We start from the raw sequence: 13,614 nt of genomic DNA, 5'->3' as shown, positions 1-13,614 counted from the left end.
CTTACGACTTTATTCTTGAAGCCTTATTTGGCGCAGCTTCATAAAGAATTGGTATTAGTAATTAGCTGTCCATTTTCCAAAATATTAACTGTGGCACATTTTAATGTGGCACAACCAACTGAAATTTCACTGGAATTTTTTCACTAGAATATGTATATATCACTACTTATTTAAAAGCCTGTTGGAGGGCTACTATGAAATACTGTCGCCCCCGACTTCAGTTTTGCGGCGGTTGGCTGTTGGCTATACTTACCGCCATTACAGCTACCCCTGCAATAGCACAGACAGCAAACTTTGGCACTTTGAATTTATCAACAAACTTTGATTCAGCACAAGGAACAGTGCAGGGGTTTACAGGTGGTTCTTACTCATTGTCTGCCATAAGTAACCGCGATCGCGATCAAAAAGCCTGTATTGGTTTTGCCGATCCCAATCCCGATCATATTATGGTTTTGGAAAAGGACTTTCCTCAGCTAACAATCCAAGTTGATAGCAACAACAACGACACCACTTTAATCATTCAAGGCCCAGATCAAACAACAATTCGTTGCGGCGATGATACTGGCAAAAGTAAAGATGCTAGCGTTAGCGATCGCAACTGGAAAAGGGGCACCTATCGGATTTGGGTAGGTACATTTAATCCTGGAATCAAGCGTGATTATACTCTGAAAGTGGAGCAGCAGTGAATTGGGGAGTAGGGAGTGGAGAATGGGGAGATGAGGGGGACAAGGGGGACAAGGAGGAATTCTTGAAAATCTCTCCTTTGTCTCTACTCCATGCCCAATGACGGCAGTTGCTCCACTTGGGGAAACCCCAAGACCGCACTGCCTCCCCAATGCCCCATTCCCAATCCCCTATTCTCAATTTTTAGGTGTAACACCTGAGAGGATAATATGAGAGAGTAGCTTGTTGTGCTTTCCGAGGGTGCTATCTCGTGCTATCTATACTGCGTGCTGACTTTCGTATCATATTTGAACGTGACCCAGCTGCCCGTAACTGGTTGGAAGTTTTATTTTGTTACCCTGGTTTGCAAGCCTTGTTATTCCATAGGCTGGCTCACTGGCTGTATAGTGTTGGTCTTCCTTTTATTCCGCGCCTGATTTCTCACTTGGCTAGGTTTTTGACTGGAATTGAAATCCACCCTGGTGCAACAATTGGGCAAAGTGTGTTTATTGACCACGGGATGGGTGTAGTAATTGGTGAAACTGCGATCGTGGGAGACTATGCCCTAATTTATCAAGGCGTCACCCTTGGGGGTACTGGTAAAGAATGTGGCAAGCGCCATCCTACTGTGGGTGAAAACGTCGTAGTCGGAGCTGGAGCGAAGGTACTGGGCAATATCCAAATTGGCAATAATGTCCGTATTGGTGCTGGTTCTGTTGTTTTAAGAGATGTGCCTTCAGACTGTACTGTGGTAGGCGTGCCTGGGCGCATTATGTATCGTTCTGGAGTTCGAGTTTCACCTCTTGAACACAATAACTTACCAGATTCAGAAGCTCAAGTAATTCGTGCTTTAGTAGACCGGATTGAGGCGTTGGAAGAACAAATACAAACTCTTCAGCGCACCAATTCTTCAGAAAAAACTCCTGTTTTAGTGGGTTGTTTAGCAGCGAAAGAGGATGAGCTAACCTACGATCCTCGCTGGTGCAACCTTAAGGATAAGACCATCCAGGAATTTCTAGATGGTGCTGGCATTTAAAAAAGTGAGAAGTTAAGAGTGAGGAGTGAGGAATAAAATCATATATGTCAGGTTTGCAGTTTCCAACTCCTAACTCGTGTAGAGATGCGATTAATTGCGTCTCTACACCAATATTTAAGGATTAATCGCTTGGCTAGACCACTCTTGCTGGTCATCACGGTAGTAAAGCCATCGATTTTGTGGTTCGCCGCGTAATTCTAAGTGATCTACCTGCACCGGATCGAGTAGCAGTAGACAAAAATTAGGCACTGGCTGCACGGGTTCGGGTGCTGGTGGTGCAAAAGCTTCTGGGTTTTCAACTCTGAGTTTACCAGGATGCGGCCAAGCAAACTGTAAACGGGCCGCATCACTCAATTCTTGCCACATTGCGATCCGGGCTGGCTGTAGATTGTGGTCAGAATCATCACCGCTTACCAGGGTCAAACAGCCAGTTATGCGGAATTGTTCTCGTGTGTTGGGGAAGTACCAGCAAACTTCTGCCCAAGGTTGTTGCTGTATCTGATCGGTTTTGGCGCTACGGTTATCGGTGATAAATTTTAGCTGGTTTGTATCTTCCAGAAAGCCGCGAAAGACTAGGGTACGATTAGCGGGGCGACCATTCGCTTGTAGTGTTGCTAGTTGCAGATAACGGGCATAAACAAGGCTGCGGTTGCGATGGAGCGCATGAGCGATCGCACCTCGCCAAGGAGCAAGAGACATTATACAATTCTGTTGGTAATCTAGCGCCAGGTATTCCTGAACATACTACCACTTCAATACTTGTGGTTGAGCGCCAGTGATTCCTAAAAGTTCTCTAACGCCAAGAAGCTTTAAGATTCCAGTGCTGTAAAATATGCATACATAAATTATTAATATAAATAACACCTAATGAGTTCCTTACCTGCTAATCGTGCTAATACCCTCAAAGCTGCTTTTCGTGTTTGTGATGTAGCTCCTTTAGTGAGTAATAGAGATATTGAACGTTATTATGTTAATTTATCAAAAGTTCGCAAGACAGAGGCAATTAATACTATTAAAACTCGCTTAAGTTTTCTGGAACCCGCAGAATTTTGCAGCCTTCTATTTACCGGACATCGGGGATGCGGTAAAAGTACAGAATTAAGGAAGATTCAGCAAGAATGGGAATCTCAATATAAGGTTATTTATATAGAAGCGGACGCTGAACTAGATATATTAGACGCAGAATACACAGATTTATATTTGGTAATTATTAAAAAAGTTGCTGATGTCTTATACACATCAGAATTAAATTTTGATGCAAAACTTTTAAATAATTTTGAGTCTTGGTTTAAAGAGATTACTCAAGAAACTGAACAAACAGTTGAAAGGTCAGTAAGTATCGGTGCTGAGGCAGAAGCAGGAATAAAAATTCCCTTTCTTTCAAAACTATTGGGTAAAATACAGGCTCAAATTAAAGGCGCTGACAAACAAAGAAAGACAGTTCGTCAGAATTTACAAAAAGATATTGGTCGTTTACAAGCAGATATAAATTTGTTGCTAGGTGATGCTTTTGTCAAGCTTAAATCAAAATACCCGGAATATGAAAAAGGATTTTTAATTATTAAGGAATTCATTTAGAACCAGATAAAAAATTAGTTTTGATTGTTATCGGTTTAGAAAAGTCTATTGGTTTATCTGGAGAATATCCCCCTGTACTGCAAGACTTGAACTTTGTCCGAGACGCTTTTACTCATAGCGTTCCTCACCCTATACTGATATTTCTGCCAGATCATGCCCTAACACGTTTGGCAAAATATGCCCCAGATTTTTGGGCATGGAGAAAAGGAGTATTTTATTTTCAAACAGTCGAGTCTACTCAAGAGTTGGCTATTGAAAAAACTATTCAGTCCGAGAGAATATTAGGAAGTTTAGATTTACCAGAAAGGCAAGAGCGGATTGATTTACTTGAGCGCTTGCTAATGGAAGAATCAACTGATATTCGTACCCGCATTAATATTTTGAAGGAGTTAGGGGTAGCTTGTAGGAGTATTGGTGAGGTACAAAAAGCAGAAGATTTTTTGCTAAAAGCTTTGAAGTTGACTGAAGAAGATGAAAATTTAGCAGGAATCAAAGCCAGCGTTCTCCACGCACTAGGAATTCTCTACGCCAACAAAGGGGATGTGGATGAAGCGATCGCACTCTACAATCAGTCTTTGTCAATAAAAGAACGCATTGGAAATGTCCAAGGCAAAGCGGCGACGTTGCACCAACTGGCAGGTATCTACGCCGACAAAGGAGATGTGGATGAAGCGATCGCACTCTACAATCAGTCTTTAGAAATAACTGAAAGCATTGATTATGTCCAAGGCAAAGCGGCAACTTTACACTGTCTGGGAAGGATCTACGCTAATACAGGGGATGTGGATAAAGCGATCGCACTCTACAATCAGTCTTTGTCAATAAAAGAACGCATTGGTGATGTCCAATGCAAAGCAGCGACGTTACACTGTCTGGCAATGATCTACGCTGATACAGGGGATGTAGATAAAGCGATCGCACTCTACAATCAGTCTTTGGAAATAACTGAAAGCATTGGTGATGTCCAAAGCAAAGCGGTAACGTTACACTGTCTGAGAATGATCTACGCTAATACAGGGGATGTGGATAAAGCGATCGCACTCTACAATCAGTCTTTGTCAATAAAAGAACGCATTGGTGATGTCCAATGCAAAGCAGCGACGTTACACTGTCTGGCAATGATCTACGCTGATACAGGGGATGTAGATAAAGCGATCGCACTCTACAATCAGTCTTTGGAAATAACTGAAAGCATTGGTGATGTCCAAAGCAAAGCGGTAACGTTACACTGTCTGAGAATGATCTACGCTAATACAGGGGATGTGGATAAAGCGATCGCACTCTACAATCAGTCTTTGTCAATAAAAGAACGCATTGGAAATGTCCAAGGCCAAGCAGCGACGTTATACTGTCTGGGAATGATCTACGCCAACAAAGGGGATGTGGATGAAGCGATCGCACTCTACAATCAGTCTTTGGAAATAGCTAAACGCATTGGAGATGTCCAAGGTAAAGCAATGACTCTCTGGTGGTTAGGACATTTGGCAGAACAGCAGGGTGAATACACTAAAGCGATATCCTATTTGCAACCAGCTTTAGAGATTTTGCAGCGATTAAAGTCACCGGATGCTGAAAGTGTGAGTGCAAGTCTTGATGGGGTAATGCGTAATTCGTAATACTTCGGCTTACCTCGGCTTTGCTCGGCACGAGTCGCTCAGTACAAGTTCGTAATTACTGAAAGATTTTTGTCTCACGCAAAAGCGCAAAGAAGAAGGCAAGAGTGTAATTTAAGTAAATGAAAAGTGCTGTAATAAGGCTTTGATACTCGTGAGCGAGTCTTTGATACTCGTGGACGAGCCTTTAATACTCGTGGACGAGTCTTTGATACTCGTGAATGAGTCTTTGATACTCGCGGACGAGTCTTTTATACTCGTGAATGAGTCTTTGAACTCCATTAATCAACCTCGGAGCTTCGTTGATGAACCTTTGAGCTTCGTTCGTGAACCTCAGAGCTTCGTTGATGAACCTTTGAGCTTCGTTCGTGAACCTCAGAGCTTCGTTGATGAACCTTTGAGCTTCGTTCGTGAACCTCAGAGCTTCGTTGATGAACCTTTGAGCTTTATTCGTGAACCTCGGAGCTTCATTTGTGAACCTCAAAGCTTCGTTAATGAACCTTTGAGCTTCGTTAATGAGTTTTTACAGCAATTCAGGAAAGAGAATCAGGATCTACGCCAAGCGATGTCTAAGAGGTTGTTTGAAAAGTGGTTGGCTGTGATTTTAGGCACTAACTGATCCCCCCTAGCCCCCCTTAAAAAGGGGGGAACCGGAATCAAAGTCCCCCTTTTTAAGGGGGATTTAGGGGGATCTAGAACGTTTTGTTACCGAGACGAAAACTTTTCAAACATCCTCTAACGATAAAAATATTTAAATGTTTGGACTCTACAACAAATCTAAAAATTTTTCTAAGTTGATTCGAGCTTGTTTTAATATCTTAGCCAGTGTAGTGCGTTTGACTGGTCGATGGGCAGGAACAGTCAATTTCAAAACTTCATCCGCATTTGTTTTTGCAGTCTAATGTGACTACCTCTTTGACGTACAACTGTCCATCCATCTCGCTCTAAAGCTGTAATAATCTCAATGTATGACAAACTGGGAACTTTAGTCACAAAACCAATTCCTTCACTATGGCTCCCTGTTCAATTATTAATTCTTCTTCCAGCAGTTCCAAGTAAAGTTGTATCGCTTCTCGAATATTTTCTACTGCTTCATCAACAGTTTCGCCTTCACTAATACATCCTGGAAGTGTAGGAACGAAAACTGTATAACCACCTTCATCGCTTGGTTCTAATACTACTTTTATATTCATAGATTACTTGACTTTCTATTAGTGTGGACTTTATTAATGTAGGGAAGGTTTTTAGATTAAATCAGGATCTACACCGAGCGATCGCAACTGTTCTGCTAATAGTTGGGTACGTTGCTGTGCTTGCTGCGCTTCTTGTTTAGCTTGCTGTGCTTCTTGTTTAGCTTGCTGCACTTCTTGTTTAGCTTGCTGCGCTTCTTGTTTAGCTTCCTGGGTTTCTTGTTGAGCGAGTTTTGCGTTTTCTTCGGGTGTTAAAAGCTTTTCCCCTTGCTGGTTATACCAATACAACCATTGGCGAGGAATGCCTAGATAAGTTCCCCGTTCCATGCCAATCCCTAAACCAATCTCTGGTAGCCAAACGGGATTACCATCTTCTAATGCAGTGTAAGCATCATTAATTAATTTGTATACTTCCAACCGTGGCTTTCGACGACGATTCGGATTGTAGACTACATAATATAAAATCCCTAATTTCGCATACTCTGCTTTTTTAGTAGAGTACTCACCACGATATTTTTGAGATACTACTTCTAGCGCTAATACTGGTACTCTCCTCTCTTCCCAAAGCACATAACTGGGGCGGAGGTTTTCATCATAAAATCGCTCTACGCCCAGACTCAAAAACCCATCTGGTACTATTGGCGGTAAGTCTGGGTCATAATAAATACCCATATCTACGCCAAAATACCAATCCATGCGTTCTGGCCAAGCAATTGCCAGAAGCGCTTTGAGTAGACCGGGAATTAAATCTTGTAATTCATTATCCACTGGCGTATCGTCAGAGTCTGGCAGTTCCTCAGATGAGGGCCAACAAGCTAATGGATCGTAATTTAGCATGATAGGTTTACCGTTTCTCAGTTATTAGTGCATCTTTATTTTATTAATTAATTTTGATAGCAATTAAGCACATCCTATTTTATTTGCAAACATCGAGAGACTCAGAACCCCGCTTATTTAAGAAGTCGGGGTTCTTTTGCTCATTGGATATTAATTTTCCACTTGTTTAAGTTTTTGAAAAATTTCCTCAAGTGGTGACTCAGACTCATCAGAACAAAATTCTAAAGCAAGTCTAACTTTTCCTTTTTTCCATCCCTGAGTACTAAATTGCAAAACTTCACAATTTAATCCTTGGGTATACAAATTTACTTCCTCTGTATCTTCTGCTCCAATATATTCCTTGATTGCTGTAATCAAATCACGGACTTTAAAAGTTTTAGCAATATTTAACTTATTAAAAGCGTCTGGTTCTATAGACACAACTTCATCATGGTTTAGTATCTCGAATCCATCTTCCATAAAAATCTCCTGTCAATAAATCTATATTTTCCAGAGATATAACAGTTCATCCGAAATAAAATAATGATTTTATAGATTTAGCGCTGATCAAATAAAAATTTAGTAATAATTTGATGTCCGGTAAATTAGCCTATACTTCTCGCGTTACCACACCCCAACCCTCCCCTTACCAAGGGGAGGGTGCGCGGTAGCGCGGGTGGGGTAGTTTTATTTAAACGGTTCTTAGAAAAACCAACCGTAAGAATGCAAACCTTTACCCAAAAGATTCACACCGAGATAGCAAACCCAAACCACAAGCAAGCCGGTGGAGGCTAAAATTGCGGGACGACGCCCTTGCCAACCGCGAGTAATTCTAGCGTGAAGGTAGGCGGCGAACACTAACCAGGTGATTAATGCCCAAGTTTCTTTCGGGTCCCAACTCCAGTAGGAACCCCAGGCTTCGTTAGCCCAAACGCCACCGGCAATAATGCCAATTGTCAGCAGGGGAAATCCTAGTCCGATGATGCGATAGCTGATGTTGTCGAGGGTTTCGGCAAGACTAAGGCGCTGGGGTGAAAGAGGTTCAGCAGATGCTAGGGCTTGAGATTCAGGGGTAGTTACTAAATTCAAAACAGCAGTGTTACCGTTACCGTTGCCGTTGCTACTAGTTTCAAAACGGGCAAAGCCGTTATTTTCGACAGCAGGAGTTGGTGGTTGAGAAATCAGTTCAGCTGCTTTGTGCAAGCGGTAGCCGTTGCTACGATAGCCGCCAGTACCAACAGAACTGCCTTGTAGTTGGATGTTTTGACCGCGAGTGACAATTAAAAAAGCGATCGCTAATAATGAACCCACCATCAAAGCAGAATAACTTAACATCATGACGCTGACATGCATCATCAGCCAATTTGACTTCAAGGCAGGTACTAAGGGTTCTGACGCTTGCATCTGGGATGGTAGTGTCATGGTAGCAAAAGCTGCGATCGCCATTGCTACCGGAGCTGTTGCAACTCCTACTAAGCGGCTACGGCTACTATTTTCGGCAATCAGATGGACGGCGGTAATTCCCCAAGTTAAGAAAAACAGGGATTCATAGAGATTACTTAAGGGAAAATAACCAGCTTCAATCCATCTTGCCCCTAGTAGAGTAGCTATACACAAATTTGCGATCGCCATCCCAGCTGTCCCCAAAGCGGCTAGATAAGGCAGATTCGGAAAAGCCGCTCCTCCCCAATACACCAGCATTGTCAGGAATAATATGGCAAAGGACGCATTGTCCAGCCAGTTCTGGAGTACAACCAAATTCATAAAGTGTTCTCTCCGTGGATAATTTAAAATATCGATTCTGACTGTTTTGATCCTATATGTTTAGAGGGGAATCGGGAATGGGGCATTGGGGATTGGGCACAAGAAGCAGAGGGGCAGAAGGGCAGAGAAGAAAGAACTTGTACAATAACTCTCCCCTGCTCCCCTGCTCCCCACTCTCTATCTAACAGAGTTACTCTTACTCCCTTCTGGACTAGGCAATGTAGTCGCGTTAGTAACTTTTTTAAGTTCGATAAAAATATCGTAACGGTTACTGCGATTATCGCTGACAGCAGATGTCATCCCAATTGAGCGCGTTGCATCTAGCAAAGTTTCTTGATTGGGAATTAGAGTCGGTAAAGGGAAATTTTTCACAGTTCGTTCCACATCCAAGAAAAATTGACCATTTGTCGGATTGGGTTCTGTAGGAACTGTTTGTTGGAAGGGAAGAGTGCCAGCTAGTGTATAGTTAGGTTTGGGAACAATTTTATCCGCGATCGGAGCGCCCACTAGCAGAAAGGCGACATCTTCATCTAACCAACCGTGGGTGGCAGTTAATGTACCATAAGGTGATACCCAGTTAACAACGGGTTGACCTGCGACTTTCCCCGGTTGCACTTGAAACTGGTATTGATTTTTCATCACTTCATCCAGTTGACTGATGGATGCTTCAGCTGATTTGCGTAGGCTTTCCCCACCGTAGGCATCGCTTGTCTGTACCATGAACAGCAAACCCGCACGAAAATCATTTGGTGAACCTTCTTTTGGAGTAGCAGGAATCACTGATAACGAAAACTCGCCTTTCATCCAACTAAGTAAATCCTTCTCTAAATCAAGATCGGTAAGGGATTTTATACCACCTCTGATCTGTTCTGGTGCGATCGGTGATAAAGGATTTCCCTGAGATGTTAAAACATAGTCTCTCCACAATCTCTGTAAGTTACCACCAGTAAGCATCATTAAGGTTTCCGCTGGTATGCGGCTTTGCATTTTCCCAGCTTTGTTTTCCACCACCAGCACACGTTGACTATTAGGATTTAACCAAGAAACGCCCTTGAAGCGGATTCCTTCTGACTCTAAGGTTATTGTCCCGGCTAAACCTTGGTTATTTTGCAGTTGAGCCAGAACTTGAGCAGGTAAAGGGCGGTTTGGAGAAGCTGCGGCTATTTTCGCTGCTGTTGGCACATTTACATAAAACTGGGCAAAGGGTTGGTAGTTGGCAATTTTCGGTAAATTCTCAGCAAAGCCCCCTGTTGTAGCTAGGGATGTTTTATTTTTGTAGGCATCGATCGCTCGTTCTGTGGCTTTAGGACTATCAGTTATGACTAAAAAACGCCCATCTAGTAATGCAGCCAAGAAGTTTTGCCCTGCTTGTCCCTCACTTTGTTTAATGGCGATCCCTTGATAAGTACGGTCAATCCATTTGCCTTGTTTAAGGGTTTTGGGTTGTGCCAAAATGCTTTTGGCGATTTCTGAATTTTTTACTGGCAATACCATTACCATCGACTGCTGATCGCTAGCAGCACTTTCATTGGTGGTAACTGGTTTGGGTGCAGGTTTATTCCCTGTTGCTGGGGCAAGAATTGCGATCGTCACGTCATCGCCTACCCAAGGAGCAATATCTTTCTGGAAGTCGTAACCATTATTAGTCAGAAAGCGATCGCGTAACTGGACTAAATTTTTGTCCAGTTCTGTTTGGGTTTCTTTTGTCCCAAACTGCCGCAATTTCTGCCACTGCTGGGGATCTGTTGTTAATGAAACCGCAAACAGGGCATCACCAGGAATAATATTTGCACCTACTAGCAAATCGCTAGAAGATATTTGTCTCTGGGCTAACAACCAGTAGGCTACACTCCCCGCACCAATCAATAACCCAGCAGCCGACAGCGTTAGCACCAGAGACGGTTTCTTATTTTTCTTCATCTGAACAGACACAAGAGGCGGTGCCATTGAAACCTGTACCTTATACTTGCAAACTTATTACTTGCTTGATTAGTCAAGTACACCAACAGTATTACCCATTCTTTAGGGCAGTTAATTATATTAAATTTTTCTACCCTAGATGCTGATGGTACTTCGATAATCAACTTTCCGTAGTCTTTTAAAAGCTATGTTTTTGGCTCAGTTACCATTTTTAACACGCTTTGTTGAATTTCGTAGGACGTTTCCCTGAGATTAATTCCTCTGTCGGAAAGTTTCCACAAGTAAATCTGTTATTCCAAGCAATTCAGAGAATATAACATTTTTTTCGGAGTTACATAAATTATATACAATCAGAAAACTCTAGGTATTGTAATGGTTTTAGGGATTTCTCTCAATTCTCCTTAAAGTATTATCCCGCTCTTAGAACTCTATTTTTATGCGATCGCACAAAGTCTGTATAGCAGTACATTTGCATTATTGCCTAAAACCTTGTATTGCGCTATCACTATTCTCCACACTACTGAGAAATGGGAGGCGTTATGCGATTTGGTTGGAAAATCCGTCCTATTGCTTTCCTCTCAAGGCATTAATGCCTCTTGCCATCTCAAAATAAGCGAACGTACAGATATAACTAACTGGACAAAGCTGCAAGCCAATTTGAGCTACTTGTCTTTGCTCGGTAGCGATCGCCTACCTACCTATACTTGCAACTCAAATCCAGGTAGTATATCTTCTCCAGAAACAATCGCTGGCATTTGTACAACTTCTACAGCTTTTAAAAGTCGGTAAATTTCAACCTGGCGATCTTGAGGATTAATCAGCCAACCCAAGCGCAGACCATTTTTAATGTATTCCTGCATTTTCTCTTGAATTGGTGCAAGGCGATCTGTGTCCGAACGCAGTTCAATCACAAAGTCGGGTACAAGTGGCGGAAATTTTTTTCGTTGTTCTGGTGTTAAAGCTTCCCACCGCTCCAATTTTACCCAAGCAGCATCAGGAGAACGTTTTGCACCGTTGGGAAGTATAAAGATAGTTGAAGAACTAAAAACTTTCCCTAATTTAGCTTGACGATTCCAAATTTCTAAATCAGCAATCAGTCCAGCTTCCTGATTTCCGCTTTCTCCTCCTACTGGTGGCACAATTATTAATTCTCCAGATGCGTTCATTTCCAGGCTGACATCACGATTGGCAATACACAATTGATAAAATTGCTCATCGGTTAAATGAGCAATCGGTTCTAGATTTAGCACAACGGTATTCATTAAACCTTTCCTCGTGTCTTTCTTGCTAACATCAGTAGGAAATTATTGCTTGCTGGCTGGAAGATTTCTTGAGGTGTAATTTGCAACCTTCCTATACTTGCAACTCAAATCCAAGTAGTATATCTTCTCCAGAAATAATCGCTGGCATTTGCACAACTTCTACAGCTTTTAAAAGTCGGTAAATTTCAACTTGGCGATCTTGAGGATTAATCAGCCAACCCAAGCGCAGACCATTTTTAATGTATTCCTGCATTTTCTCTTGAATTGGTGCAAGGCGATCTGTGTCCGAACGCAGTTCAATCACAAAGTCGGGTACAAGTGGCGGAAATTTTTTTCGTTGTTCTGGTGTTAAAGCTTCCCACCGCTCCAATTTTACCCAAGCAGCATCAGGAGAACGTTTTGCACCGTTGGGAAGTATAAAGATAGTTGAAGAACTAAAAACTTTCCCTAATTTAGCTTGACGATTCCAAATTTCTAAATCAGCAATCAGTCCAGCTTCCTGATTTCCGCTTTCTCCTCCTACTGGTGGCACAATTATTAATTCTCCAGATGCGTTCATTTCCAGGCTGACATCACGATTGGCAATACACAATTGATAAAATTGCTCATCAGTTAAATGAGCAATCGGTTCTAGATTTAGCACAACAGTATTCATTAAACCTTTCCTCGTGTCTTTCTTGCTAACATCAGTAGGAAATTATCAGTAAACCAAAAAGTTTTTCTCCAAAGAGCGAACGCTAAAATACTTAAAAGTTTGCCCGTCACATACACCTTGAGTTTCAATATAAAAATTTTTTACTAAACATTCAATAACCTCGTCAAGGGTTTCTGAATCGGTTAAAGCTAGTTCTTCTATAGACTCGCTCCGAGTGGTTTTTCGTAGAGATGAAACAGTCAACTTTTTCAGCCAATATTACGACACACTGCTTTCATCATTTCATATTTTGCACTGGTTCAAAATATGATAACTCTTCTTTATTTACTTAGTCTTATTAAAGAACATGAATCTCTGTAGTCATTTGTTGGTGATGCTTGCTGCGTGTGTAGCGATCGCTCTTTGGAGAAAAACTTTTTGGTTTACTATTAATAGCAGTTTCAATACAGTAACTCTTGAAGTTGTTTTTCGGCACGTTGGCTTAACTGAACATCACGGTTTAATTCGAGGACTTTCTTGTAATCTTCCACGGCTTGATCCTTGTTGCCTTTATTTTTATAAGCATTTCCTCTGTTGTAATAAGCAATGGTGTAGTTAGGGTTAAGTTTCAGGGCTTGGTTGTAGTCAGCAATGGCGCTGTCGTAGTCTTTTTTGTTATAATAAGCATTTCCTCGGTTGTTATAAGTCTCAGTGTAGTTAGGGTTAAGTTTCAGGGCTTGGTTAAAGTCAGCAATAGCCCTGTCATAGTCTTTTTTGTTAGAGTAGTAATTCCCTCGGTTGTTATAAGCCTCAGTGTATTTAGAGTCAAGTTTCAGGACTTGGTTAAAATCAGCAATGGCACTCTCGTAGTCTTTTCTGTTACGGTAAGCAAGCCCTCGGTTGTAGTAAGCCTCAGTGTAACTAGAGTCAAGTTTCAGGACTTGGTTAAAGTCAGCAATGGCGCTGTCGTAGTCTTGTTTGTTGTAATAAGCAATTCCTCGGTTGTAGTAAGCCTCAGTGTAACTAGAGTCAAGTTTCAGAACTTGGTTGAAGTAGTTAGGGTCAAGTATCAAGGCTTGATTGAAGTCAGCAATAGCGCTGTCGTAGTCTTGTGTGTTGTAGTAAGCAATTCCTCGGT

Annotated in this window: 15 protein-coding genes; 5 read left to right on the top strand and 10 right to left on the bottom strand. The window is 41.9% G+C overall.

Features of this window, described 5'->3' with window-relative positions; all coding sequences use genetic code 11:
* The first annotated feature begins 194 nt into the window (after nt 1-194).
* Nucleotides 195-686, top strand: coding sequence for a hypothetical protein (locus tag HWQ40_RS33160; protein WP_292786337.1), 492 nt, complete (start codon nt 195-197; stop codon nt 684-686).
* Between the two features lie 248 nt (nt 687-934).
* A complete protein-coding gene (gene cysE, locus HWQ40_RS33155; protein WP_292786334.1) occupies nt 935-1,699 on the top strand; it encodes a serine O-acetyltransferase in 765 nt (254 codons plus the stop codon).
* A gap of 114 nt (nt 1,700-1,813) precedes the next feature.
* Here the strand turns inward: cysE and HWQ40_RS33150 are convergent, their stop codons facing one another.
* The gene (locus tag HWQ40_RS33150) at nt 1,814-2,398 is read right to left on the bottom strand and encodes an Npun_F5749 family FMN-dependent PPOX-type flavoprotein (RefSeq protein WP_292786331.1); all 585 of its coding nucleotides are present in this window, start codon (nt 2,396-2,398) and stop codon (nt 1,814-1,816) included.
* 168 nt (nt 2,399-2,566) lie between these two features.
* Here HWQ40_RS33150 and HWQ40_RS33145 point away from each other — a divergent pair, with 168 nt between their 5' ends.
* From HWQ40_RS33145 to HWQ40_RS33135, 3 genes are all read left to right on the top strand, one after another.
* Nucleotides 2,567-3,277: an AAA family ATPase gene (locus tag HWQ40_RS33145; RefSeq protein ID WP_292786328.1), complete on the top strand. Its 711-nt coding sequence runs from the start codon at nt 2,567-2,569 to the stop codon at nt 3,275-3,277.
* Nucleotides 3,278-3,297: 20 nt separating this feature from the next.
* Nucleotides 3,298-4,893, top strand: a complete 1,596-nt coding sequence (locus HWQ40_RS33140; protein ID WP_292786326.1) for a tetratricopeptide repeat protein — start codon at nt 3,298-3,300, stop codon at nt 4,891-4,893.
* Between the two features lie 268 nt (nt 4,894-5,161).
* Complete coding sequence (locus tag HWQ40_RS33135) at nt 5,162-5,509, top strand: hypothetical protein (protein ID WP_292786323.1); 348 nt, start codon at nt 5,162-5,164, stop codon at nt 5,507-5,509.
* A 248-nt stretch (nt 5,510-5,757) separates the two neighbouring features.
* Here HWQ40_RS33135 and HWQ40_RS33130 read toward each other — a convergent pair whose 3' ends face one another.
* The 9 genes from HWQ40_RS33130 to HWQ40_RS33090 form a co-directional block, all read right to left on the bottom strand.
* Entirely contained in the window at nt 5,758-5,883 is a 126-nt protein-coding gene (locus tag HWQ40_RS33130) for a type II toxin-antitoxin system HicA family toxin (protein ID WP_292786320.1), read from the bottom strand.
* Nucleotides 5,880-6,083, bottom strand: a complete 204-nt coding sequence (locus HWQ40_RS33125; RefSeq protein WP_292786318.1) for a type II toxin-antitoxin system HicB family antitoxin — start codon at nt 6,081-6,083, stop codon at nt 5,880-5,882. The genes HWQ40_RS33130 and HWQ40_RS33125 overlap by 4 nt, the downstream gene beginning before the upstream one ends.
* Nucleotides 6,084-6,134: 51 nt before the next feature.
* Nucleotides 6,135-6,917 carry a Uma2 family endonuclease gene (locus tag HWQ40_RS33120; RefSeq protein ID WP_292786316.1) on the bottom strand — a complete coding sequence of 261 codons (783 nt, stop codon included), beginning with the start codon at nt 6,915-6,917 and terminating at the stop codon, nt 6,135-6,137.
* Between the two features lie 150 nt (nt 6,918-7,067).
* Entirely contained in the window at nt 7,068-7,376 is a 309-nt protein-coding gene (locus HWQ40_RS33115; protein WP_292786314.1) for a KGK domain-containing protein, read from the bottom strand.
* Between the two features lie 222 nt (nt 7,377-7,598).
* Nucleotides 7,599-8,660 carry a c-type cytochrome biogenesis protein CcsB gene (ccsB, locus tag HWQ40_RS33110; RefSeq protein ID WP_292786311.1) on the bottom strand — a complete coding sequence of 354 codons (1,062 nt, stop codon included), beginning with the start codon at nt 8,658-8,660 and terminating at the stop codon, nt 7,599-7,601.
* Between the two features lie 177 nt (nt 8,661-8,837).
* Nucleotides 8,838-10,607, bottom strand: coding sequence for a DUF3352 domain-containing protein (locus HWQ40_RS33105; RefSeq protein ID WP_292786308.1), 1,770 nt, complete (start codon nt 10,605-10,607; stop codon nt 8,838-8,840).
* 671 nt (nt 10,608-11,278) lie between these two features.
* Nucleotides 11,279-11,842: a Uma2 family endonuclease gene (locus HWQ40_RS33100; RefSeq protein WP_292786306.1), complete on the bottom strand. Its 564-nt coding sequence runs from the start codon at nt 11,840-11,842 to the stop codon at nt 11,279-11,281.
* 91 nt (nt 11,843-11,933) lie between these two features.
* Complete coding sequence (locus tag HWQ40_RS33095; RefSeq protein ID WP_292786304.1) at nt 11,934-12,497, bottom strand: Uma2 family endonuclease; 564 nt, start codon at nt 12,495-12,497, stop codon at nt 11,934-11,936.
* 440 nt (nt 12,498-12,937) lie between these two features.
* On the bottom strand, nt 12,938-13,614 hold a 677-nt coding region (locus HWQ40_RS33090; protein WP_292786302.1), incomplete at its 5' end, for a tetratricopeptide repeat protein.

The organism is Nostoc sp. NMS9, assembly GCF_017114995.1.
GTDB lineage: Bacteria > Cyanobacteriota > Cyanobacteriia > Cyanobacteriales > Nostocaceae > Nostoc.
Note: the sequence above shows the minus strand (reverse complement) of the source record. Positions and strands in the feature narration are given on the sequence as shown.